Genomic DNA, 23,583 nt, shown 5'->3' on the forward strand with positions numbered 1-23,583 from the left:
GTTCGGAGTTCGGCCTTCACACAATTGGTGCATTAAACTGCACATTGTCGGCGTCCTCCGGCGTTCGGGATACGGTTTCCGGTCAAAAGGGGCGTTCTTCCACATCAGGGCAGCCGCCACGCAGCAGAGATGCCACTGATCTGGTACAGCTTCGGAACGGCTCCTGCAGCCGAGACCGTGCGAAAGCGCGGCTATGCAACAGATCTGCAGGAGCTAGAGAACGGCGTCTGCTGTGTTGCGGCTCCCATTCGCGGCCGGTCAGGCGATGTCGCCGGCGCGATTTCCGCCTCGGCGGTGGAACTGCGGATGACGCCCGAGCGCATCGCGTTTCTTGGGCCGGAGCTTTCCAAGGTTGCAACCGATATTTCCCATCGGCTGGGCTGGCGCTCTCCCGATCAGGGCAATCGCGGCCATTCCGAATTCAACGACGTTTTCAGCGACTGAGGGCAGCTCGCCCCGTTCTCGATCTCATGGTCAGATCCGCGCGACGGCACGCAGCTCTTCGGCGGTCGTGACGGGAAAGCCGAAGAATTCGAGATAGGCCGGAATCTGCTCGAAGAGCATGTCGGTGCCGACCTGGAATTTGCAGCCTCTGTCGCGCGCGGCGTCAAGGAACGGCGTGATCTCGGCTTTCATCACGACTTCGCCGACGAAGGTTTCCGGCGATAGACGCGAGACATCGACGGGCAGCGGATCGCCCTTGCGCATGCCAAGCGGCGTCGCGTTGACGACGATGTCGAAACCATCGGGATCATTCGATCCTGACGTTACCGCCGTTTGCGGATAGTGTGCGTTCAACCGGGCCTTCAATCCATTCAACGCTGTCTCGCTGGCGTCGTGAAGCGCAATGTGCTTTACACCCGCGGCGGCAAGGGACGCGGCAATCGCCGATCCGACGCCGCCGGTACCGACGATCAGGACGCTTGTGCCTTTGACCCGCTGGCCCTTGCGGACCAATCCACGGACGAAACCTTCACCATCGAACATGTCGCCGATCAGCTGGCCGTCAGCGCCGAGCTTCACCGCATTGCAGGATCCGGCCACCTTCGCATTTGTCGAGATCTCGTCGAGCAGGCCCATCGTCGTGGTCTTGTGCGGCATGGTGACGAGGGCGCCATGGATATTGGAGAGGCGGAAGACCAGCTTCAGAAAATCGGGATAGTCCTGCGCCTTGCAGCCCATCGGCACGACGACGGCATCGATGCCGTGCTTGTCGAAATAAGGATTGTAAATCAGCGGCGCCTTGAAGGTTTCCGTGGGGTAGCCGAGATGGGCAATCAATCGGGTCGTGCCGCTGATCATGACAACCGTTCCTTCTCGCGCCGTGCATCGGCCTTGAGGTGAACGGTCATCCCTGAACGCGCCGATGCCTTGATCGCTTCGATGACGCGCAGTGTCTCCAGACCTTCCCGTCCGCTGACGAGTGGATTGGCGTTGCCACAGATGACGTCGCAGAAGTGATTGAGCTGAGCGGCAAGTGGCTCGACGGCATCGAAGGGCAGGCGCTCCTTGACGAGGCGTTCCAGCCAGTTCGCGGCCCCGGCGTTTGTCCAGAGCGTCATTTGCGGAATGGAGAGCGAGCCGGCGGTGCCGCCGATCTGATAGCATATCTGATCCTGCCGGGGATAAGACGGGTTCTCACCCGCCGTCATTTCCCAACTCCAGGGTGATGCTGCAGCGTCCGACACGTTGAACGTGGCGAGGACGCCGCTTTCGAAGCGCATCACCACGACAGCCGTGTCTTCGACCGGATACCCACGTGCCGAACTTGACTGCATGGCGTGTACACTTTCGACATTCCCGAAGAAGTACCGGAAGAGATCGACGTCATGGATCATGTTGATGAGGATCGGGCCGCCGCCTTCTTCGCGCCGCCACTGAACGGTGAAGTAGTCTTCCGGCTTGGCAACCCAGAAGGTGCCCTGCGCCGTCAGCACCTTGCCGAGCCGTCCCGTCTCCAGAGCGGCTTTGACGGCTTGAACCATGGGGTTATGGCGGCGGTGATGACCGACGAGGATCGGCACACCTGCGGCCTCCGCCGAGGTAACGATGATTTCGGCGCCAGCGGCATCGTCGGCGATAGGCTTTTCGATGAGCGCCGGCAGTCCTGCTCGAACCGCTTCAAGGGTATTTTCGACATGCAACTGGTTCGGTGTCGCGATAACAACGCCGTCGAGCGAGCCGCCTGCGAGCGCTGCGGCAAGCGAAGGAAACCATGGCGCCTTCTTCCCTGCCGCATATTCGCGGGCCGCGTCCGTTGGATCGATGATCGCGGCAAGTGCCGTGCGCCGTTCGGCGCCGATCGCCTCGATATGGCGCTTGCCGATCAGGCCCGCGCCCATGACCGCGATTTTCAGGGATGCCGTCTGCTGGTGGGTCGCCATTGCACTCGAACCTAGTTACGCAGGATTTCGCCAAGAAACTGGCGGGTGCGCTCGTGGCGCGGATTGGTGAAGAACTCGGCCGGGTGCGCCTCCTCGACGATCGCGCCGCTGGCCATGAAGATGACCCGGTCGGCGACCTGCCGCGCGAAGCCCATTTCATGGGTCACGCAGATCATCGTCATGCCCTCTTCGGCGAGACTGATCATCGTATCGAGCACTTCCTTGACCATTTCCGGGTCAAGCGCCGAGGTTGGCTCGTCGAACAGCATCACCTTCGGGCGCATGCACAGCGCCCGGGCGATCGCCACACGCTGCTGCTGGCCGCCGGAAAGCTGGACCGGATATTTGTTGGCCTGCTCGAGGATCTTCACTCTGGCGAGCAGCGAGCGGGCGCGTTCCTCGGCTTCGGCCTTTCCTGCGCCAAGCGCCCGCATCGGTGCCAGCATGCAGTTTTCGAGCACCGTCAGATGCGGGAAGAGATTGAACTGCTGGAAAACCATGCCGACTTCGCGGCGGATCGCATCGATCGCCTTGGCCTGGTTGCCAAGCAGGATGCCGCCAACGCGGATCTCGCCTTTTTCGTAGCTCTCCAGATGGTTGATGCAGCGGATCAAGGTCGATTTGCCGCTACCCGAGGGGCCGCAGAGCACGATCCGCTCGCCGGTGCGTACCGACATGTTGATGTCGTGCAGCGCCTGAAATGCGCCGTACCATTTCTCCACGTGGCTCATGGTGATCATGGTTTCGGTCGATGATGTGGAAAGGCTGGTCATGGTCTGGTTCCCATCGCGGCGGTCAGCGGGCGGCAGAGGCGGCGAAGCGCCTTTCAAGCCGCGCACCAAGGATCGTCAGCGGGCAGCACATCAGGAAATACAGCGCGCCGACGATGCCGAAGACGGTCAGCGGCTCAAAGATCTGGTTGGAGATCATGTTGCCGGCGCGGGTGAGCTCGGTGAAACCGACGATCGAGGCGAGCGACGTTCCCTTGATCAGCTGTACGAGGAAGCCGACGGTGGCGGGGAGCGAGATACGGATCGCCTGCGGCAGGATCACGTCCTTCATCCGCGACATATATTTGAGGCTGAGGGCCTTTGCCGCCTCGGTCTGGCCGCGCGGTACGGCATCGATGGAGCCGCGCCAGATTTCGCCGAGATAAGCACTGGCATGGAGCGTCAGGCCGATGGCGACCGCCAGCCAGGCGTCGAGCTTCAGCCCGATAAGGGCGAGGCCGTAATAGACGACGAAAAGCTGCATCAGCAGGGGGGTGCCCTGGAAAACGGCGATATAACCGGCCGTCGCCCGTTCCAGCAGCGGGATCTGCGACGTGCGCGCCAGCGCCACGCCGAGCCCGGCGATGCCGCCGCAGACGAAGCCGATGGCCGAAAGAAGAACGGTCCATTTCAGGCCGATCAGGAGGAAGACGAATTCTTCTCTGCCCATGGTTGCCTCCTACTTGACCGGATAGGTGAAATAGCGGGCCGAAAACAGCGCGAAGAGGCGCATCATCAGCCAGGAGATGACGAGGTAGAAAAGCGTCACCGTGAAATAGACCTCGAAGCTTCGGAAGCTGTCCGACTCGATGCGCTGGGCGACGGATGTCAGTTCATAGGCCGAGATCGCCGAAACGATGCTGGTCGAGAGCGTCAGTAGCACGAACTGGCTGGTCAGCGACGGGAAAATCGCCCGCAATGCCGGCTTCAGGATGATAAGACGGAAGACCTGTGCCTTATGCAGGCCAAGCGCCAGCCCGGCCTCCATCTGGCCCTTGGGCACCGATTGCACGCCGCCCCTGATGATCTCGATCGCGTAGGCGCCGCCATTGATGCCGAGCGCAATGATCGCCGTCGGCGTCGGATCGAGCCGGATGCCGGCAAGCGGCAGGGCGAAATAGAGGAAGAAGATCTGCACCAGAAACGGCGTGTTGCGGATCAGCTCGACAAAACCAATGATCAGCCAGCGGACCGGTTTCAGCGGGGAATCCCTCAGTGCCACGCCGCCAATGCCGATGACGATTGCGAGCAGCATGCCGCAGATCGCCAGGAGAAACGTGCCGAGGCAGCCAAGCAGGAGGCTCGGAAGTCCATCGATGACAGGCGTAAAATCCAGCTGGTAGTTCATGTTTTCGCCGCTCCCACCATACCTGCCATAGCATCGATGGCGAGTTCATAGCCGCGGGCGCCGAAACCGATCATGATGGCGGTGGCGATGCGCGACACGAGGGACTTGTGGTAGATTTCCTCGCGGGCATGGACATTGGAAATATGCAGCTCGATCTTCGGCGGATCGAAGGTTTTCAAGGCGTCGAGAAGTGCGATCGAGGTGAATGTATAGGCCGCCGGATTGATAATGATACCGCAGGCTTCCTTGCGGGCCTGATGGATGCTTTCCACCAGTTCCCCTTCGAAATTGGTCTGGCGGAAATCGACCTCGAAACCCAGGCTCGTTGCCTTGGAGAGGCACATCTGCCGGATATCGGCGAGCGTTGTTGAGCCGTAAATGCTGGGCTCGCGTTCACCGAGCAGGTTCAAGTTCGGTCCGTTGAGGACGAAGATGGTCTTGGTCATGTCGCGAATCTCAAACGGGATAGATTTCGGGCGCAGGGCCGGATTGGCGGGCATCGCGATGCCCGCCTTGGGTTTGGATAGTTGCGAGCTTTTGGCTCAGTTGACGGCGAACGGAATGCCTTCGAGCTTCTCCGGGAATTCCGGTACCGGCACCTTCATCCACTTGTCGTAGATTTTCTTCAGCTCGCCATTGGCCTTGATCTTGTCGACGAAGGCGTTGATCGAGGCGTTGATTTCCTTCTCGCCAAGGCGGGTGCAGGCGCCGTTGTAGAGCTTCTGGAATTCAAGCTTGTTCTCGAATTCGCCCGGGCGGGCCTTCTCGACGCGATCCATGTAGAAGATGTTGCCGCCGAGGGCCTGCACCTGGCCGGAGACCAGCGCCTGGACGCTCGGTGCATCGCCATCGAAGCGGCGGATGGTTGCCGTCGTCGGGGCGTTCTTGGTCACCTGCGTGTCCTGTGCAGCGCCTTTGGCTACGCCGATCGTCAGGTTTGCCATGTCGTCGTTGGTTTTGATCGACATCGTTTTCGGCGCGATCAGAACGATGGCATTGGCGACATAGGGCTTGGAGAACTGGACGGCCTTGGCGCGGTCCGGCAGCATTGCCATGGTGGCGAACAGCACGTCCACGCGGCCGGTCGTCAGGGCCGGAATGCGGTTATTGACCTCGAGCGGCACGAATTCGACCTCGACGCCGAGTTCCTTGGCATAGAGCGCGGCGATGTCGGCGTCGAGACCATCCTGCTTGCCGGCGCTGGTGACGAAGCCCCAGGGCGGATTGTCGCCCTGAATGCCGACGATCAGCTTTCCGCGCGCCTTGATTTCGTCCGGTGTGATGGCGGCTGCCGGGTTCGCGAGCCCGATCGCGGTCACGAGAGCCGCTGCTCCCAGCATCGCATTACGGCGTGTCAGCATCGATTTGAACATGTGTTTCCTCCTCCGTTAGCCGGCCGTCCGACTGCAGCAGTCATCCTCTCCCCGACCGTATGCCGCCATAATTGCCAGAGGCGCGATTTCAAATCAACCTATTTTTCATAAAACCTATGATGATTCATAATTCACCAACTGAATTGAAATCCTCACGACATTCTGCATAATGCCTATAGCCGATTTCCGCGGATACCTGCGTAGCCGCCCATCCGGCGGCACAGCATGAAAGGATTCCAGATATGAAGACCTCGATTGCCACCGTGAGCATCAGCGGCGAGTTGCCCGAAAAGCTCGAGGCCATCGCCAAGGCTGGTTTCGACGGCGTGGAGATTTTTGAGAACGACTTTCTGGCCTATGACAGCAGCCCTGCCGAGGTCGGCCGCATGGCGAGAGACCTCGGTCTGGAGATCACGCTGTTTCAGCCTTTCCGCGACTTCGAGGGCATGCCGGAGCCACTGCGCGGCCGGACATTCGATCGCGCCGAGCGCAAGTTCGATGTGATGCAGGAACTCGGAACAGACCTCGTGCTCGTCTGCTCCAATGTGTCGTCCGTAGCCCTTGGCGGCATCGACCGTGCCGCCGCCGATTTCCATGAGCTCGGAGAGCGCGCGGCGCGAAGAGGGCTGAAGGTCGGCTACGAAGCACTTGCCTGGGGCCGCTTCATCAACGACCATCGCGACGCCTGGGAAATCGTGCGCCGCGCCAATCATCCCAATATCGGGTTGATCCTGGACAGCTTCCACTCGCTGTCGCGCAAGATCGATGTCAATTCGATCCGTTCCATCCCGCCGGAAAAGATATTCATCGTCCAGCTCGCCGATGCACCGCTGATCGACATGGATCTGCTCTATTGGAGCCGTCATTTCCGCAACATGCCGGGAGAGGGCGATCTGCCGGTCTCGGCCTTTGCCGAGGCGGTCGCCGCAACCGGCTATGATGGCTATTTTTCGCTGGAGATCTTCAACGACCAGTTCCGTGGCGGTTCGACGCGCGAAATCGCGGCCGATGGCCACCGCTCGCTGATCTATCTCGGTGACCAGGTCAGCCGGAGCACCAAGACAGCAATCGGGGCCTCCATGCCGCCGCGTGCCCCCGCCGAAGGGATCGGTTTCATCGAGTTCGCGACCGACGAGGACGAGGCCGGCGAACTCGAGGACCTGCTCAAGGCGCTTGGTTTCCGCAAGGCGGGCGTGCATCGCTCCAAGAGGGTAAGCCTTTACCAGCAGGGCGCGATCCGCATTCTCGTGAATGTCGATCCGGCCGGTTTCGCCAACGCCGCCTATGCTGTGCATGGCACTTTTGCTTACGCAATGGCACTGGTTGTCGATGATGCCGACGCGGCCTACAGGCGGGCGCTGGCGCTGGATGCCGAGCCTTTCCGCCAGACCGTTGCCGGAGGCGAGCTGGAAATCCCAGCCATTCGCGGTGTCGGTGGGGGGCTGATCTATCTGATCGACGGCAAGAGTCCGCTCGGCCATTTTTCCGAAATCGATTTCGAACCGGTGGAGGACGATGGCAATGCGGATGCAGGGCTTCTCGATGTCGATCACATTGCGCAGACCGTTTCCTACGACGAGATGCTGACCTGGATGCTGTTCTACACCTCGATCTTCGAGACCCGGAAAACGCCGATGGTCGATATCATCGATCCCGGCGGCGTGGTGCGCAGCCAGGTCATCGAAAATGCCAGCGGATCGCTTCGCATCACCATGAACGGCGCTGAAAATCGCAGAACGCTTGCCGGTCACTTCATCGCGGAGAAATTCGGCTCAGGCATCCAGCATCTGGCCTTCTCGACAGCCGATATCTTCGCCACCGCCAAAGCCCTGCGTGAAAAGGGCTTCAAAGCCTTGCACATCTCGCCCAACTACTACGATGACGTCGAGGCCCGCTTCGGGCTCGATCCCGATCTCAGCGAACGGCTGAAGGCAGAAAACATCCTTTATGATCGCGACGACGAGGGTGAGTATTTCCAGCTCTACAGCGGGACCTACGGGGAGGGGTTCTTCTTCGAGATCGTCGAGCGCCGTGGCTATCGCGGCTACGGCGCGCCGAACGCGATCTTCCGGATTGCGGCGCTGAAGAAGCAGATGCGGCCGGACGGCATCCCGAAGGACGCCTTCTGACTGCCATCGCTAGGCGATGCGGCCGCTTTTCACCACATGTTCAACGCCGCTCAATATGTGGCGGCGGATAACGGCGCGGGCGCCCTCGACGTCCCGCTTCAGCGCGAGTTCGAAGAGGAGCCTGTGATCGTCGACAACCGCTTTGCCGCGAAAACTCTGAGCCAGCATATGATAGCGCAGGAAACGGTCGAAGACGGAGGACAGCGTCTCCATCAGCGTCGCCGAATTACAGGCGGAGACGATCGCCTGATGAAACTCCCAATCGTAGCGGACCCAGTCGATCGTGCGCGAGGCGTCGCCGGCAAGCAGCCTCTTTTCGGCGGCCGCAAGCTTGTGGTGCGCGGCGACGATGCGCCCTTCCCATTCGAGATTCCCCGCGGCAAATGACAGGCCGATGGCATGGGTCTCCAGCACAGTGCGAAGATCGGCGAGTTCCTCCAACTCCTTGAGCGAAGCGGGGCTGACTTCGAAGCCGCGCTGGCCTTCGGCGAGCACCAGGTTTTCGGTGGTCAGGCGGCTCAGGATCTCGCGCAGCGACGACACACTGATCGAATAGTGCTCCTTGGCCTGCTCCAGCTTGATCTTCGCACCCGGCGCCAATGTCCCGGAGATGATATCCTGACGAATTTGCCGGGAGACGACGTCGCTGACAGTCTCGGAATGTTCACCGGTCACTTTGAGCATTGATTCCTCTACGTCCCGCACCATCGTGCGTGGAATACATTATCCTGCCGATAGGCGAATGGTCGCCAGTGAACCCTTGCTCAGCGCATGCTCGACGCCCTGCTGAATATGCCGCTGCAATATTCTCTTCGCCGTCGTGATGTCGCGCTGAAGAGCGGCCTCCAGCAGTTGCTTGTGCTCTTCTTCCGCAACGCCGCCGCGATAGGACAATGCCACCATCTGATATCGCAGATATTTGTCGAACACCGCCGAATGTGTTTCCATCAGCAGGCGCGATCCGCAGGCCGAGATCAGAGCCTGGTGAAACTCCCAGTCGTAGCGCTTCCAGTCTTCCGCCCTACTGGTATCGCCCGAGGCCATCACCTCTTCCATGCGCGCCAGCTTGTAATGGGCCGAGACCAGCCGCGCTTCCCATTCGACATCGCCCTGTTCGAAGGCCTGCTCCAGCGCGTGCTCCTCGAGAAGCAGACGCAGCGCTGCGGTCTCTCTCAGGTCGGCGACCGAAACACGCGCGACTTCGAAGCCGCGCTGCCCCTCGGCAACGACGAGGCCTTCCGATGTCAGGCGGTTGAGAATCTCTCTCAGTGTGCTGACGCTGGTTTGGTAGGCGATTCTCAGATTTTCAAGCTTGAGCTTCTGCCCCGGAGAAAGCCGCCCGAAAATGATATCCGCCCTTATTTGCCGATAGCCGCTCTCTGCGACGGTCTCGTTTGAGATTTCGTTCAACGGCCATTACCTCTGATATTCCCATTTTCTTCATATATAACGGAATAAGTATGCCGTATTCAACAAGCGAAAACGCGATTGGCGGCCGTTCTGCGGGTACTGAACCCTGATTGCCGAACCAGGGTGGCGCGCTGCGCGTCTTGACGGCCGGGATATTAGCGTCGTAACTGCATCCGACGGTTCCCGGAGGAAGTCTCCGACGGGATTAATAGGGAACACGGTGCGGACGACCCAAAAGGGACCAAGACCGTGGCTGCCCCCGCAACTGTAAGCGGATTGCCGATCATCACGGGAGACCAGCCTGCTGGATGTCTCCCTTGGGCCGCAAGGCCATGCCACTGCGATGTTATCGCGGGAAGGCAGATGAGAGGCGAATATTCGCGAGCCAGGAGACCTGCCGTCAAACACGATCCAATCAGCCGGGCGGGGATGCCTGGAAAGGAACAGACATGTTTGACCTGACCCTTCGCCGATACATGGCCTCCATCCGCCTCGATTGGGCTTTCCGCGTCCGCGCTGCGTGAGCAGTCACGCCGTGTTCCGCGGCGTCGTGCTGCCCGCTTCTCCTAAATCGAGGTCCCATGCGCCAGATTATCGCCACGCTCACATTTGCCCTCGGCCTGACCGGCTTCGCCGGTACAAGCCTTGCCGCCACGCAGTATCCTCTGACCCTCAACAACTGCGGGCAGCAGGTCACGTTCAAGAAGGCGCCTGAGAAGATCGTCTCGATCGGCCAGGGGATGACCGAAGTCCTGTTCTCGCTTGGTCTTGCCGGCAAGGTCGCCGGTACCGCCGTCTGGGTCGGGCCGGTCCTGCCGCAATATGCCGATGCAAATAGCAAGATCAAAAGGCTCGCCGACAACGATCCAAGCTTCGAGGCCGTCGTCGGTCAGGAACCCGATCTGGTCGCCGCCGAATTCGAATGGCATGTCGGTGCGCAAGGCTCTGTCGGCAAGCGCGAGCAATTCGCCGATCTCGGCATCAATACCTACATCGCGCCTGCCGACTGCGTCGCCAAGATCAATGCCGATGGCGGTGATGGCGTTCGCAAGGAGCTGTTCACGATGGACCTGATCTATCAGGAGATCGCGGAGCTCTCCGAAATTTTCGACGTCAAGGATCGCGGCGATGCCCTGATCGCCGATCTGAAGAAGCGTGAGGCTGCAGCCGTTGCCTCGATCTCGGGTGCCTCGGGCAAGAACCTGCCCGTTGTCTTCTGGTTCTCCAGCAAAGAGGTCAAGGGCGACGCCTTCATCGCCGGCAAGAACAGCGCTCCGGCCTATATTCTCAAGACGGTCGGCGCGAAGAATGTCGTCACGACCGAAGAGGAATGGCCGTTGGTCGGCTGGGAAACGATTGCCCAGGCAAATCCTGCCGTCATCGTCCTCGCGACCATGGACCGCCGCCGCTATGCCGCCGATGATCCGAAGGTAAAGATCGATTTCCTGGAGAGTGATCCGGTTACCAAGGAACTCGAGGCCGTCAAGAACAAGCATTTCGTGATGATGGACGCCCAGTCGATGAACCCGACGATCCGCACGATCGACGGCATCGAAACGCTGGCAAACGGCATCAAGACCTTCGGCCTTACGCAGTGAAAGTTGCCGCTTCCTGGCAACGCCGGTGGTGGGCGCTCGTTGCGCTCACCGCCGCCGCCGTTCTCCTCCTTGGCGTCATGATCAGCCTTGCCGTCTCGATCGGCGAGATTGCGATCCCAGTTGCGACAACCGCCAAGGCGGTTTCGAACCGGCTGTTTGGAACGGCGTTCGAACTCAGCCGCATCCACGAAGGCGTCATCTGGGACTACCGGCTCAGCCGCGCTTTGGCGGCGGCCAGTGCGGGCGCTTCTCTCGCCCTCTGCGGTGCCATCCTCCAGGCGCTTCTTCGCAACCCGCTCGCCGAACCTTACGTGCTCGGCATTTCCGCCGGCGCCTCGACCGGGGCCGTCTGTGTCATGATCCTCGGACTCGGCTATGGCGTTCTTTCGTTGTCGGGTGGTGCCTTTATCGGTGCGGTGGTGGCCTTCCTGCTTGTCGGCATTCTTGCGACAGGCACCGGGGGCTCCAGCGAACGGATCATTCTCTGCGGGGTTGCCGGCTCGCAGCTCTTCAATGCGCTCACCTCCTATATCGTCACGACATCCGCAAATGCGGAACAGGCGCGCGGCGTGCTGTTCTGGCTCCTGGGGTCGATGAGCGGCGTCCGCTGGCCCGATGTCTATCTGTCGGTGCCGATCGCGATCGCCGGCTTCGCCGCCTGCCAGTTCCACGCCCGCGCGCTCGATGCATTTGCCTTCGGTTCGGATGCCGCCGCATCGCTCGGCGTTGCCGTGCGGCGGGTGCAGATCGTTCTTTTCGGCATCACCGCGATCATGACTGCGGCCGTCGTCAGCATGGTCGGTTCTATCGGGTTTGTCGGCCTCGTCATCCCGCATGCCGCCCGCTTCATCGTTGGCCCGTCCCACAGCCGTCTCCTACCGGCCACGGCGCTCGGCGGTGCGATCTTCATGGTCGGGGCCGATATCGTTTCCCGGATCATCATCACGCAACAGATCTTGCCGATCGGTGTGGTCACCGCGCTTTTCGGCGCCCCAGCTTTCGCGATCATCCTCTATCGCGTCGGGAGAAGTGCATGAGCATCTCCATCGATACCGTGTCCTATTCGGCCGGCGACACCTTAATCATCGATGGCATCACGCTATCGGTGACCCCAGGTAAGGTGCTTGGTCTGCTGGGCCCGAACGGCTCGGGAAAGTCCAGCCTGCTGCGGCTAATCTGCCGCCTGCGCCGCGTCGATAGCGGCGTTATCCGTCTCGGCGAGGACGACGTCGCCATCCTCTCTAGAGCCAGTCTCGCCCGGCGCGTTGCTCTCGTCGAGCAGCAATCGGCAACCGATACGCCGCTGACCGTGCGTGACGTCGTCCAGCTCGGGCGCACGCCGCATCGCGGCCTGCTTTCTGCCTGGGATGCGGGAGATGATGCGGCCGTCGACATGGCCCTGGAGCGGGTCGACATGAAACACCGCGCCGGACAGATATGGCAGACACTTTCCGGCGGGGAGCGTCAGCGCGTCCATATCGCGAGAGCTCTGGCTCAGACGCCGACCGAGCTCCTGCTCGACGAACCGACAAACCACCTCGATATCCAGCACCAGCTCGAAATTCTATCCCTCGTGTCGAAACTCGGGACGACCTGCATCATTGCCATGCATGATCTCAATCTCGCAGCGATGTTCTGCGACAGCCTCGCCGTGCTGCAGAAGGGTAAAGTGGTTGCATTAGGAACCACATGGGAGGTTTTGAACGAAGATCTGATTGCCCGCGTCTTTGGCGTCCGGGCGTATGTCGAGCAATCGGCGGTGCACGGCCGCTACAACATTCAATATGCGATAGACTGAAGATGGCCTTGAGCCGCTGCCTGAGGTTCATGGAGAATTGCCGGCGCGCGCAATTGGGAGTGTTGCGCCAGTTTGCCGGGATGGCATTTCACTGGAAGTTCGCTACAGTAGATCCCGATGAACTGGAGCATGGTCATGACCGAACGTCGTCAGCTTCCTCTGCATCCCGTCTCAACGGGTGCCGCGGCAGCCTGGATTGCCATGACAGCGGGCTCCAGCGTCGTCCTTAGTCTCTATTTCGCATGCGTCACGCCCTTCGTTGCGCTGTCGGCGGTTTCCGCCATGGCGCTTCCGCGGCAAATGGCGATCTATGCGGTTCTGCTCGCATGGCTGGGCAACCAGGTGGTGGGTTATCTCATTCTCGGCTACCCGCAGGCCTGGGACAGCTAAGCCTGGGGTCTCGCCATCGGCGTGGCTGCTGCTACCTCTCTCCTGGCGGCATTTGTTGTTATCAGGCTTCAGACCGGCATCTTTGCTATGGCTGCCGGCACGTTTCTGGCTGCCTTCGTGGTGTATGAAGGCGTCCTCTTCGCAGCGACGTCCGTCCTGCCATCGGGCCAAGGCGCGTTTTCTATTGCCGTCATTTCGCAGGTGCTGGTGATCAACGCTGCCGCTGCTGCCGCTCTTGCGCTCGCCCATTTTCTCGCCGCGGCCTTGCGGCTGCTGTTTGTCACGGCAGACGCACCGATGCTGCGATAGAGCGCTTTCATCGGCAACGGGCATATGTGGTGTCGGCGTGTCTCTTCCGGTGATTTGTTCTTCCGTCCGGTCGTGGCGGGCAACGGTTTTTCAATCTGAACCGCGACCTTGAACGGATCTGTGTTTCAGTCCGTTCGATCGTCTCTATGCTGGGCTCTTCGACGCGCCCCAGAATACGAGGACTTTCATGACGGCCCTGAACGACGCCAACCCATCCGGCAGTGCGCTGCCTGTGCTTGATATCTCGCGGTTTCACGGCCGGGAACGCGAGGCTTTCGTCGCAGAGCTTCGCCATGTGCTTCATGATCACGGCTTCTTCTATCTCACCGGGCACGGGGTCGAGCAGGCTTTCATCGACGATGTCATTGCCGCGTCCAAAAGGTTCTTTGCGCTTCCGATGGACGAGAAGCTGAAGATCGAGATGATCAAGTCACCGCATTTTAGAGGATACAATCGCGCCGGGCAGGAACGCACGCGCGGCGAACAGGATTGGCGCGAGCAGCTCGACATCAACACCGAAGGTACGGCTGCGAAGATCGGTCCCGCCACGCCGCCATGGAAATGGCTTCAGGGCCCGAACCAGTGGCCGGAAGCCCTTCCTGAACTGAAACCGCTTCTTCTCGCCTATCAAGCGGAAGTGACAAGGATCGGCATCGATATTTTGAAGGCCATCGCTGTTGCGCTCGACCAGCCGGAAGATGTCTTCGCCGGTATCTACGATCCGCAGCCGTCGCAGCTTCTGAAGATCATCCGGTATCCGGGCCGGGATGTCGCCGAGACCGATCAGGGCGTCGGGGCACACAAGGATGGCGGCTTCGTCACCGTTCTTCTCCAGGACAAGACGCCCGGCCTGCGCGTCCGCACAGAGGCCGGTGATTGGATCAGCGCCCCGCCGGTTCCCGGCACCTTCGTCATCAACACGGGCGAACTCCTTGAACTGGCGACAAACGGTTTCGTCCGTGCAGACGTTCACGACGTCGTCGCACCACCCCGTGGCGTCGAGCGGTTCTCCGTGGCGTTCTTCCTGGGCTCGCGTCCCGATGCGACGATACCGGTGATCGAGCTTCCCGAAGCGCTTCGCAGCAATGAGCGTGGCGTGACCGCGGATCCGCTGAACCCGATCTTTCGCGAAGTCGGGATCAATCAGCTGAAGAGCCGCCTGCGATCTCATCCTGATGTCGCTCAGACCCACCATGCCGATCTGGCGAAATCAATTCTCGGATCGTAGCCCGCCCGAAGCCGGGCTGGCAACACTTCCAGTTTCCTAGATGCCGGAACCATCGAGGTTCTGATGGTCGTCGCCCGCCCAGGGCGCCGGCATCGAGCTGCGTCCGAGATTTGCGGAAGGCATCGGCATCCAGCACTTCAATTCCGGTTCGGCATATTCGATGATCTGCCCGGGCGAGGAATCCGACGCGCGCCAGCCTTCGCCGCCAAACTGATCGCCATTCGACCAATAGGCGAGATCGACTTCCGCCGATCCCTGTTCGGACGGACGGATCGTCACCAGAATCCGGCTGCCGTCTCTCGGCGCACTTGCCATCTGGCGCCAGCGGTCCAACTCTTCCACCGTTTTCTCCTCCTGCCTTGATACGCTTGTAAATGTCGTCCTGACATCGGGAACGGTCAACTTAAACTTTCAGCAAAACCGGCGAACCGATGCCAACTTCCAGGGATAGGCCGCGCGCCCCAGAAGATGCTGGCCTTTTCGTATTTCAGGCGCTAGCGCTGTGGCTCAGACGAGATCGAGCATGAAAGGGCATTTGAATGGTCGAGAGAATTGGCTTGGCGGCGCGCTGGAGCGACGCAGTGGTCGTCGGAAACCTGATCTTCCTCGCCGGCCATACGGCTGAAACCACCCGTGGCCAGCCGGTGCGGCTGCAGACCGAAGATGTTCTGGCCAGCCTCGACGATACGCTGGCGCAGGCGGGCGTCAGCAAGGAAAATCTCGTCAGCGTCACCATCTACCTCTCCGACATTTCGGGGTTTGACGAGATGAATGCGGCTTGGGATGCGTGGGTGCCGGTGGGACATGCGCCGGCTCGTGCAACGGTCGAGGCCAGGCTGGCTTCGCCTGACCTCTTCGTTGAAATGACGGCGATCGCGGCGAAGTAATCGCCCCGTCAGTCTTGCAAATCAGATGCGCGATCAGCGGGCACTGAAGGCGACCTTGGCGATCTCATTGGCCAGCTGGTCCTGTGTGTAGGGCTTTCCAAGCCTTGCGACGTCCAGATCGACCCCTGGGGGAAGTTCCGCGTAGCCGGACGCGATGAGGATCGGCAGGGCCGGCGCGATGGCGCGCACAGCTCTCGCCAGATCGCCGCCGGTCATGCCGGGCATGGAATAGTCGGTGATGACAAGATCGAAGGCCGATCCGTCACCGAAAAATTCCAGCGCCTCCGTTCCGGAATGGGCTTCGACGACGTCATGTCCGAGATCCATCAGCATGTCGGCAGAGCTCATCGCGATGAGAAGGTCGTCATCGACAAGCAATATCCGCTTCGGCCCTGACGCATTGCTGGCGGCCTGTGGCGGGATGACGATCAATTCGGGCTGTGCAGCGCTGGAGATCGATACAGGTATCCACAACTCGGCCGTCGTGCCCTTGCGAACTTCGCTGGTCAGTTTGAGGTCGCCCTTCAGCTGGGATGCAAGGCCATGGATCATCGACAGGCCGAGACCGGTTCCCTTGCCGAGCTCCTTGGTAGAGAAGAACGGCTCGATTGCCTTTTTCAGGGTCTCCTCGTCCATTCCGTGGCCCTGGTCGGCGACGGAAAGGATGACATAGCTGCCAGCCGCGAGCTCTGCCGTCCCGGATATCTGCTCGGATTGTCTAAGTTCGATACGAATGGTGCCGCCGTCCGGCATAGCGTCACGGGCATTGACGGCGAGATTGAGCAGCGCCAGTTCGACCTGGTTTGCGTCTGCGGAGACGAGGGGAAGATCATCCGGCACCACGGTTTCGACAACGATAGTCGAGCCGACGGAGCGCTTGAGAAGGTCTTCCATGCCAAACACCAGCGCCCGCATATCGACCGGGTCGATGCGAAGATCCTGCCGCCTGGAAAAGGCCAGCAGACGCTGAGTCAGCGACGCGCCTCTCCTGGCGCCCTGCTGGGCGCCATCGATCAGGCGCAGCGCCTTGGCGTCGTCTCCCGCATGTTTGCGCAGAAGTTCAAGATTGCCGAGAACTGCCATGAGAAGATTGTTGAAATCATGCGCGACCCCGCCGGTCAGCTGGCCGATCGCCTCCATCTTTTGAGCCTGCCGCAACTGTTCTTCGGCGCGCTCGCGCTGGCTCACCTCTGCCATGACGACCGCGTGCGCCTGTTCCAGCTCGCGGGTGCGCTCGGCGACACGCTCTTCTAGCAGCTCGTTCAGCTGCCGCTGGTGTTCCTCCGCCTTGAGGCGGTCGGTAATGTCAGCCGAAACGCCGACAAGTTTGATCGCCTTGCCCCACCGGTCCTTGTAGAGCTGCGCCCGGATTTCGGCCCAATGCACCGAGCCGTCTTTCCAGATTGTCCGGTACTCGATCGAATAATCCGCTCCGCTTTCGATCGTCGCCCGGACGGCGGTCTGCATCCGGCCGACATCCTCTGGGTGAATGATAGCGAGCAGATCGGTATACGAAAACGCATCGTCCGGGCTGCGTCCGAAAATCGCTTTGCAGGTCGCCGATGTGGTCAGCTCGTTGGTGGTGAGATCGAGCTCCCAGGCGCCGAGCCGGCCGGCGCCAAGAGCGGTCTGCAGTCGGCGTTCACCCTCATCAAGAGCCTCGATCCGCGATCGTGCCTCATATTGCCGCCGGCGCCCGCGCATGGCGGAACGCGCCACGCTGATGAAAGTGGTCGCATGGAACGGGCGCTCAACGAAGCTGACATTTCCGAGCACTTCCGAGAGCCGGGCGGCAGCCGGATTGCGTTCGGGGCCGCCACCGCGATTGGTGAGGATGATGAAGGGAAGGTCGGACCAGCTCGGCTGCACTTCGATCCAGGCGGAAACGGCGCGCAGATCGGCGGAACGAAATGCTTCCTCGGTGATAACGGCAAAGGCGACAGCGTCGCCAAGGTTGGCGGCAAAGGACGGCAGATCGAACACGATCCTTGCCTTGATGCCTGCCTCCTGCAGGAGCGACGCTGCAATTTTCGAATCCCGGCCGACTGGAGCGTAGATCAGGCCGATGGTATCGCTGTTAGGAATCGGTGCCGTCCTCATCTGACAATGGAAGGAGCGGCTGTCTTTCTCCAACAAAATTCGGGACGCCGCGTAGTACGCCCTGGAACCCCGAAAGTGGTTCGCCAAGCGACAGTCCGGCATTGGAAATTCGAAATTCGCGGATGGTATCCTCGTGCGGTCCGGTTCGCTTCTTGATCACGGAGACCGCGCGGCGCACCTTGCCCAAGGCCTCGAAATACCGGAGCAGGATGACGCTGTCGGCGAGATAGGTGACATCGACGGGCGACTTCATGTCGCCGACAAGACCATGCTGGGCGACGGTCAGGAACGTATTGGCGCCTTGCCGGTTCAGATATTGAAGCAGCTCATGCATGTGCAGAATGAGGGCGTTTTCCTCCGGCATCGCGGCCTGATAGCCGTTGATGCTGTCGATAATGACCGTTTTTGCGTCATAGCTCGCAACCCTGTCTCTGACACGCTGCGTAAACTCTCCCGGTGAAAGTTCGGCCGCATCCAGCTGCTCGATATGGATAGACCCATCGTCGCGCATCTTTTCAAGATCGATGCCCATCGACTTTGTTCGTGCGAAGAGGAGTCCCAGCTCTTCATCGAAAATGAAGATCGCGGCCCTCTCGCCCCGCTGCACCGCCGCATTGACGAATTGCAGGGTAAACAGGCTTTTGCCGGTACCAGCCGGGCCGATCAGCAAGGTGCTGGATCCTCGCTCGATGCCGCCGCCCAGAAGACGATCGAATTCGCGCAGCCCGCTGGAGAGAGTGGTCCGCTCGAACCCGGTCTTGTGCTCGACAGCGCGCAGGCGCGGGAAGACTGCGACCCCACCGGTTTTGATGACGAAGTCGTGGTAGCCGCCGCGGAACGACTGGCCGCGGTACTTGATGACCCTGAGGCGGCGGCGCTCCGACCCATAGTTGGGCGCCAGCTGCTCAAGATGGATGACGCCGTGGACGACGCTGTGCACGGTCTTGTCGAGGCTATCGGACGTCATGTCGTCGAGCAGCAGGACGGTCGCATCCGATCGCGAGAAAAAGTGCTTCAGCGCCAGAATCTGCCGGCGGTAGCGGAGCGAACTCTGCGCCAGCAGGCGGATTTCCGACAGGCTGTCGATGACGACACGCTGAGGCTTGATCCGCTCGAAGGCCTCGAAGATCAGCTTGGTCGTTTCTCCAAGTTCCAGGTCCGACGAATAGAGCAGGCTTTGCTGCTGGTCGGCGTCGAGCAGACTTTCCGGCGGCACGAGTTCGAAAATCTCGACCCGCGAGTCGATCTCCATACCGTGCGACCTGGCGCAATCACGAAGCTCCTCATCGGTTTCGGAGAGGCTGATGTAGAGACAACGCTCGCCGAGTGCGGCACCCTCGAGAAGGAACTGCAGCGCGATCGTCGTTTTCCCCGTGCCGGGAGATCCTTCGAGCAGAAATACATGTTTGCGGGTAAACCCGCCGGCAAGCACATCGTCGAGGCCCTGGACGCCAGTCTCTGCCTTGCTCATCAATACCTTATCCATGCTTCCTCCGAATTCGCTAAAATAGTTAGGGCGGATAGCACATGGAAACAAGGCGGTAGCCGCGCACGAAACCGGGTGTCATCGAGGCGCAGGCGCTACTGATTTCGGGCAGCACTAGCGGGTGCCGCGAGCGTCGAGACGTTTGGCCGGCCGCCGCATGCCCGTTTCAGGGCTGCGGCGGCTAGCGTCCGTTTACTTGGCGATCTTGTCCTGGGTCTTGGTCTCGAAGTCCGAGGCATCGTGCCGCTCGTGCAGCTGTTCGGACGGGTCGCCATGGACGCGGTTGACCATCCGGCCGCGCTTGACGGCGGGGCGTTCGGCGATCTCCTGCGTCCAGCGCTGCAGATGCTTGTAGCTTGCGACGTCGAGGAACTCGCCGGCCTCGCCATAGGCCTTGCCCTGCGCAAGATTGCCGTACCACGGCCAGATCGCGATGTCGGCGATCGAATATTCGTCGCCAGCCATGTATTTGTTTTCGGCGAGCTGGCGGTCGAGCACATCAAGCTGGCGTTTGACCTCCATCGAGAAGCGGTCGATGGCATATTTGATGTGGATCGGTGCATAGGCATAGAAGTGACCGAAGCCGCCGCCGAGATAGGGCGCGGAGGCCATCTGCCAGAAGAGCCAGTTCATGGTCTCCGTCTGGGCCTTGTGATCTGCCGGAAGGAAGGCGCCGAACTTCTTCGCCAGATAGAGCAGGATCGATCCGCTTTCGAATACCCGGGTCGGCTCGGGGGTCGAATGGTCGAAAAGAGCAGGGATTTTCGAGTTCGGATTGACGTCGACAAAGCCGGAGCCGAACTGGTCGCCGTCACCGATCCTGATCAGCCAGGCATCGTATTCCGCGCCTTGGTGGCCGAGCGCCAGCAATTCCTCAAGCATGATGGTGACTTTGACGCCGTTCGGCGTGGCGAGCGAATAGAGCTGCAGCGGATGCTTGCCGACCGGTAGAACCTTGTCATGGGTTGGCCCGGCAATCGGCCGGTTGATATTGGCGAACTGGCCTCCATTGCCCTTGTCCCAGGTCCACACCTTGGGGACTTCGTATCCTGCCGGAAAATTGTCGGCGGGGTTCTTCTCTGCCATTTTATCGGTCCTTTTCAATCGGCGCATTCTGGTTCGGCTTAAGAACCTAACGACAAATGTCACGCTTTCAACTGCTTAACGACGGATATTGCTGCAAAGCGGCAAATGGGCGCTGGCGAAGAGAACAGGAGAGGGAAGGGCGTCCGTGCAGCCCTGCCTGGGAGACCATGCAGCGGCACCATTCGCGCGACGGAAGATGTGCCCGCAGGGCGGGCACATCGGTTTTCATCTGAAACTCAGGCCTTGAAGAAAGCCAGGAGGTCGGCGTTGATAACGTCGGCATGGGTGGTTGCCATGCCGTGCGGCAATCCCTTGTAGACCTTCAGCTCGCCCTTCTTCAGAAGCTTCGCCGAAAGCAAGGCGGAATCGGCGATCGGTACGATCTGATCGTCGTCGCCATGCATGACAAGGACGGGTACGTCGATCGTCTTGAGGTCGTCGGTGAAGTCGGTCTCGGAGAATGCCTTAATGCAATCGTAATGGGCCTTGGCGCCGCCCATCATGCCCTGGCGCCACCAATTGTCGATGACCCCTTCGGAAACCTTCGCGCCCGGCCGGTTGAAGCCATAGAAGGGACCGGCAGGAATATCGTGGAAGAACTGCGCGCGGTTGGCGACCAGCGCGGCGCGGAAGCCGTCGAACACCTCGATCGGCAGGCCGCCCGGGTTCTTGTCCGATTTCAGCATGATCGGAGGAACGGCGCCGAGCAGCGCCGCCTTGGCAACGCGGCCGCCACCGCCATGCTTGGCGACATAGCGCGCAACCTCACCGCCACCCGTCGAATGGCCGACATGGATGGCATCCTTCAGATCGAGATGCTTGGCGAGTTCGGCGACGTCGGATGCATAGGTGTCCATATCGTTGCCGGTTGCCGTCTGGCTGGAGCGGCCGTGACCCCGGCGGTCATGGGCGATGACACGGTAGCCCTTGTCGAGGAAGAACAGCATCTGGGCATCCCAGTCGTCTGCACTCAGCGGCCATCCATGGTGGAAGACGACCGGCTGGCCCTTGCCCCAGTCCTTGTAGAAGATCTGCGTGCCGTCCTTGGTGATGAAGGTATTGCTGCTCATCGTACTGTTCTCCTTTGGCGATTGCTTGGTCTTGGCTTCTGCGTTTTGGGCAAGCGGAATGGCGGCCGCGGCGGCGAGGCCCAGTCCGGCGGCCATCACGCCGCGGCGGGTTGCTTGAATGTCAAACTGGCTCATCTCGGATCTCCGTATTATATGTTTCGCAATATTTATTATCGCGATAAACAAAAGCTAACGCCTCACTCCGCGCTTGTCCAGAGAAATAATTATCGCGATAATATTTTTTGCGGTATATGGAGCGAGGACGACTGGAGATTGCCTATGCCACTGCCTCTCGATAACCAGCTTTGCTTTTCGCTCTATGCCACCAGCATCGCCATCAACCGCACCTACAAGCCGATGCTCGACGCGATGGGCATCACCTATCCCCAGTACCTGGTGCTGAATGCACTGGGCGAGGATGACGGCATGACGATCGGCGCCATCGCCGAGCGGCTGTCGCTGGAATCGAGCACCGTCACGCCACCGGTCAAGCGGATGGAGCAGGCTGGCCTTGTCGCGCGGCGGCGCAGCAAGGAAGACGAACGGCAAGTCCATGTCTGGTTGACGGATGCCGGAAAGGCTCTGCTGCAGCAGAGCAATTGTCTCGGCGAGACGCTGCTGGCCCGTTCAGGCCTATCGATGGAAGGCATTGGAGCGCTGAACGAGGACGTCAAGCGGCTTCGCGCCGCGCTGACGAGCGAAGAATAGCGGCATCGAGAACAGCTGGGGCTTGAGCCGCCTACGCAATGCGAGGCAGCCCAAGCGAGTCTCGACAATTGTTTGTCGTCACGGTAGCCGGCGCTACTCCGCCGCCAGCCGCGCGCCGGTCCGCCGGTAGGTTGCGCCCGGATGCGGGGCCACGAGCGTCGGCCCCTGGCCCCCCAGCTTTTCGCGAAGCGTGCCCTTGCGGTAATCGGTCTTGTAGACGCCGCGCCGCTGAAGCTCGGGGACGAGAAGATCGACGGCATCCTCGAAGCTCTCGGGGGTCACCGCGTAGGCGAGGTTGAAACCGTCGACGTCGGTATCCTCGACCCATTCCTGCATCAGGTCGGCGACCGTCGATGGCGAGCCGACGAAGACCGGACCGAACCCGCCGATGCCGACCCAGTCGGCCATCTCGCGCACTGTCCACTCCTTGTTCGGATCGATGGTGGTGAAGGTCTCGACTGCTGACTGCACCGCGTTCGTATGGCGATGGCGCAGAACTTCGTCCGGGCCGAACTGGCCGAAATCGATGCCGGTCCATCCCGAGATCAGGGTAAGGGCGCCTTCGAGCGAGGCATACTTCCGGTATTCGTTGAACTTGCGTTGTGCCTCCGCGTCTGTCTCGCCGAGGATCACGGTCTGCAGGTTGAAGGCGAGAATCTCGCGCGGATTGCGTCCGGCGCGTTCGGCCGCCTCGCGGACATTCGCGACATAGCGCTTCAGGACAGGCTTGGAGGGGGCAGCAACGAAGATGCATTCCGCGTGTGCACCGGCAAAGTCCTTGCCGCGGCTGGAGGCACCCGCCTGGTAGAGAACCGGCGTGCGCTGCGGCGATGGTTCGCTAAGATGGATTCCGGGCACCGTGAAATGCTTGCCGGCATGATTGATCGGATGGACCTTTTCAGGATGGGTGAAAATGCCGGCATCCCGGTCGCGCACCACGGCGTCATCTTCCCAGCTCCCCTCCCAAAGCTTGTAGCAGACGTCGAGATATTCATCGGCGAGATCATAACGGTCGTCGTGGTTCGTCTGCGCCGGCTGGCCGATATTCAGCGCGCCGCTGTTAAGATAGGAGGTGACGATGTTCCATCCGACCCGGCCCTTCGTCAGGTGGTCCAGTGTCGAGATCCGGCGGGCGAACGTATAGGGGTGCTCGAACGACAGCGAGGCCGTCAGGCCGAAACCCAGATGCTCGGTGGCGTAGGCCATGGTTGGAATGATCTGCAGCGGATCGTTGACCGGAACCTGTGCGGAATGGCGAAGGGCTGCATCGACATTGCCGTTCAGCACGTCGTAGACGCCGAGCACATCAGCAATGAACAACCCGTCGAATTTGCCGCGCTCCAGGGTCTTTGCCAGATGCACCCAGTAATCGAGATCCTTGTAGTTGGCGGATTTGTCGCGTGGATGCCGCCAGAGACCTGGCGACTGATGTCCGACGCAATTCATATCGAAGGCGTTCAGCCTGATTTCACGTGTCATACGATTGTTCCTGAAGCGGCGGCCGATCGA

The 23,583-nt window shown here is 60.7% G+C and carries 23 protein-coding genes, 1 pseudogene and 1 riboswitch; of the genes and pseudogenes, 9 read left to right on the top strand and 15 right to left on the bottom strand.

The annotated features are described in order from the left end of the window. The first annotated feature begins 129 nt into the window (after nt 1-129). On the top strand, nt 130-444 hold the full coding sequence (locus J2X43_RS30130; RefSeq protein WP_112390035.1) for an IclR family transcriptional regulator C-terminal domain-containing protein: 315 nt from the start codon (nt 130-132) through the stop codon (nt 442-444). A 30-nt stretch (nt 445-474) separates the two neighbouring features. On the opposite strand, the gene J2X43_RS30135 is transcribed toward J2X43_RS30130, so the two are convergent. The 7 genes from J2X43_RS30135 to J2X43_RS30165 form a co-directional block, all read right to left on the bottom strand. Next, a complete protein-coding gene (locus J2X43_RS30135) occupies nt 475-1,302 on the bottom strand; it encodes a ThiF family adenylyltransferase (RefSeq protein WP_112390034.1) in 828 nt (275 codons plus the stop codon). Next, nucleotides 1,299-2,384, bottom strand: coding sequence for a Gfo/Idh/MocA family oxidoreductase (locus tag J2X43_RS30140; protein ID WP_310301265.1), 1,086 nt, complete (start codon nt 2,382-2,384; stop codon nt 1,299-1,301). The genes J2X43_RS30135 and J2X43_RS30140 overlap by 4 nt, the downstream gene beginning before the upstream one ends. A gap of 11 nt (nt 2,385-2,395) precedes the next feature. Next, nucleotides 2,396-3,124: an amino acid ABC transporter ATP-binding protein gene (locus tag J2X43_RS30145; RefSeq protein ID WP_112390091.1), complete on the bottom strand. Its 729-nt coding sequence runs from the start codon at nt 3,122-3,124 to the stop codon at nt 2,396-2,398. Between the two features lie 55 nt (nt 3,125-3,179). Next, complete coding sequence (locus J2X43_RS30150) at nt 3,180-3,824, bottom strand: amino acid ABC transporter permease (protein ID WP_112390033.1); 645 nt, start codon at nt 3,822-3,824, stop codon at nt 3,180-3,182. A gap of 9 nt (nt 3,825-3,833) precedes the next feature. After that, complete coding sequence (locus tag J2X43_RS30155) at nt 3,834-4,502, bottom strand: amino acid ABC transporter permease (RefSeq protein WP_112390032.1); 669 nt, start codon at nt 4,500-4,502, stop codon at nt 3,834-3,836. Further along, nucleotides 4,499-4,948 (bottom strand): type II 3-dehydroquinate dehydratase, encoded by a 450-nt coding sequence (gene aroQ / locus J2X43_RS30160; protein ID WP_112390090.1) that lies wholly within the window; start codon nt 4,946-4,948, stop codon nt 4,499-4,501. The genes J2X43_RS30155 and aroQ overlap by 4 nt, the downstream gene beginning before the upstream one ends. Nucleotides 4,949-5,044: 96 nt before the next feature. Then, on the bottom strand, nt 5,045-5,875 hold the full coding sequence (locus J2X43_RS30165) for a transporter substrate-binding domain-containing protein (protein ID WP_112390031.1): 831 nt from the start codon (nt 5,873-5,875) through the stop codon (nt 5,045-5,047). 242 nt (nt 5,876-6,117) lie between these two features. On the opposite strand from J2X43_RS30165, the gene J2X43_RS30170 reads away from it, so the two are divergent. Beyond that, entirely contained in the window at nt 6,118-8,004 is a 1,887-nt protein-coding gene (locus J2X43_RS30170) for a bifunctional sugar phosphate isomerase/epimerase/4-hydroxyphenylpyruvate dioxygenase family protein (RefSeq protein WP_112390030.1), read from the top strand. A 9-nt stretch (nt 8,005-8,013) separates the two neighbouring features. Here J2X43_RS30170 and J2X43_RS30175 read toward each other — a convergent pair whose 3' ends face one another. Beyond that, complete coding sequence (locus J2X43_RS30175) at nt 8,014-8,688, bottom strand: GntR family transcriptional regulator (RefSeq protein ID WP_112390029.1); 675 nt, start codon at nt 8,686-8,688, stop codon at nt 8,014-8,016. A 39-nt stretch (nt 8,689-8,727) separates the two neighbouring features. Beyond that, entirely contained in the window at nt 8,728-9,414 is a 687-nt protein-coding gene (locus tag J2X43_RS30180) for a GntR family transcriptional regulator (protein ID WP_112390028.1), read from the bottom strand. Between the two features lie 160 nt (nt 9,415-9,574). Then, nucleotides 9,575-9,831: riboswitch (cobalamin riboswitch) on the top strand. 164 nt (nt 9,832-9,995) lie between these two features. Here J2X43_RS30180 and J2X43_RS30185 point away from each other — a divergent pair. The 5 genes and pseudogenes from J2X43_RS30185 (at nt 9,996) to J2X43_RS30205 (ending at nt 14,737) form a co-directional block, all read left to right on the top strand. After that, nucleotides 9,996-11,012 (top strand): ABC transporter substrate-binding protein, encoded by a 1,017-nt coding sequence (locus tag J2X43_RS30185; protein ID WP_112390027.1) that lies wholly within the window; start codon nt 9,996-9,998, stop codon nt 11,010-11,012. Beyond that, nucleotides 11,009-12,049, top strand: a complete 1,041-nt coding sequence (locus J2X43_RS30190; protein WP_310301273.1) for an iron ABC transporter permease — start codon at nt 11,009-11,011, stop codon at nt 12,047-12,049. The genes J2X43_RS30185 and J2X43_RS30190 overlap by 4 nt, the downstream gene beginning before the upstream one ends. Continuing rightward, nucleotides 12,046-12,810, top strand: coding sequence for an ABC transporter ATP-binding protein (locus tag J2X43_RS30195; protein ID WP_112390026.1), 765 nt, complete (start codon nt 12,046-12,048; stop codon nt 12,808-12,810). Before J2X43_RS30190 ends, J2X43_RS30195 begins: the two co-directional genes overlap by 4 nt. 135 nt (nt 12,811-12,945) lie before the next feature. Then, nucleotides 12,946-13,509, top strand: a pseudogene (locus J2X43_RS30200) (hypothetical protein). Between the two features lie 187 nt (nt 13,510-13,696). After that, on the top strand, nt 13,697-14,737 hold the full coding sequence (locus tag J2X43_RS30205; RefSeq protein WP_112390023.1) for an isopenicillin N synthase family oxygenase: 1,041 nt from the start codon (nt 13,697-13,699) through the stop codon (nt 14,735-14,737). Between the two features lie 36 nt (nt 14,738-14,773). Here J2X43_RS30205 and J2X43_RS30210 read toward each other — a convergent pair whose 3' ends face one another. Continuing rightward, nucleotides 14,774-15,079 (bottom strand): hypothetical protein, encoded by a 306-nt coding sequence (locus J2X43_RS30210; RefSeq protein ID WP_112390022.1) that lies wholly within the window; start codon nt 15,077-15,079, stop codon nt 14,774-14,776. A gap of 197 nt (nt 15,080-15,276) precedes the next feature. Between J2X43_RS30210 and J2X43_RS30215 the strand changes: the two genes are divergently transcribed. After that, nucleotides 15,277-15,624 (top strand): RidA family protein, encoded by a 348-nt coding sequence (locus tag J2X43_RS30215; protein ID WP_112390021.1) that lies wholly within the window; start codon nt 15,277-15,279, stop codon nt 15,622-15,624. Nucleotides 15,625-15,657: 33 nt separating this feature from the next. On the opposite strand, the gene J2X43_RS30220 is transcribed toward J2X43_RS30215, so the two are convergent. The 4 genes from J2X43_RS30220 to J2X43_RS30235 form a co-directional block, all read right to left on the bottom strand. Next, on the bottom strand, nt 15,658-17,724 hold the full coding sequence (locus J2X43_RS30220; protein WP_112390020.1) for a hybrid sensor histidine kinase/response regulator: 2,067 nt from the start codon (nt 17,722-17,724) through the stop codon (nt 15,658-15,660). Continuing rightward, nucleotides 17,702-19,210, bottom strand: a complete 1,509-nt coding sequence (locus tag J2X43_RS30225; protein WP_112390019.1) for an ATPase domain-containing protein — start codon at nt 19,208-19,210, stop codon at nt 17,702-17,704. Before J2X43_RS30225 ends, J2X43_RS30220 begins: the two co-directional genes overlap by 23 nt. A gap of 192 nt (nt 19,211-19,402) precedes the next feature. Beyond that, nucleotides 19,403-20,296: a glutathione-dependent disulfide-bond oxidoreductase gene (gene yghU, locus J2X43_RS30230; protein ID WP_112390018.1), complete on the bottom strand. Its 894-nt coding sequence runs from the start codon at nt 20,294-20,296 to the stop codon at nt 19,403-19,405. A 236-nt stretch (nt 20,297-20,532) separates the two neighbouring features. Then, a complete protein-coding gene (locus tag J2X43_RS30235; RefSeq protein ID WP_310301395.1) occupies nt 20,533-21,366 on the bottom strand; it encodes an alpha/beta hydrolase in 834 nt (277 codons plus the stop codon). A 279-nt stretch (nt 21,367-21,645) separates the two neighbouring features. Here J2X43_RS30235 and J2X43_RS30240 point away from each other — a divergent pair, with 279 nt between their 5' ends. Next, the gene (locus J2X43_RS30240) at nt 21,646-22,074 is read left to right on the top strand and encodes a MarR family winged helix-turn-helix transcriptional regulator (RefSeq protein WP_112390017.1); all 429 of its coding nucleotides are present in this window, start codon (nt 21,646-21,648) and stop codon (nt 22,072-22,074) included. A 93-nt stretch (nt 22,075-22,167) separates the two neighbouring features. Here the strand turns inward: J2X43_RS30240 and J2X43_RS30245 are convergent, their stop codons facing one another. Then, nucleotides 22,168-23,553 carry an LLM class flavin-dependent oxidoreductase gene (locus J2X43_RS30245; protein WP_112446062.1) on the bottom strand — a complete coding sequence of 462 codons (1,386 nt, stop codon included), beginning with the start codon at nt 23,551-23,553 and terminating at the stop codon, nt 22,168-22,170. Between the last annotated feature and the right edge of the window lie 30 nt (nt 23,554-23,583).

The organism is Rhizobium sp. BE258, assembly GCF_031457345.1.
Classification (GTDB): Bacteria; Pseudomonadota; Alphaproteobacteria; order Rhizobiales; family Rhizobiaceae; genus Rhizobium.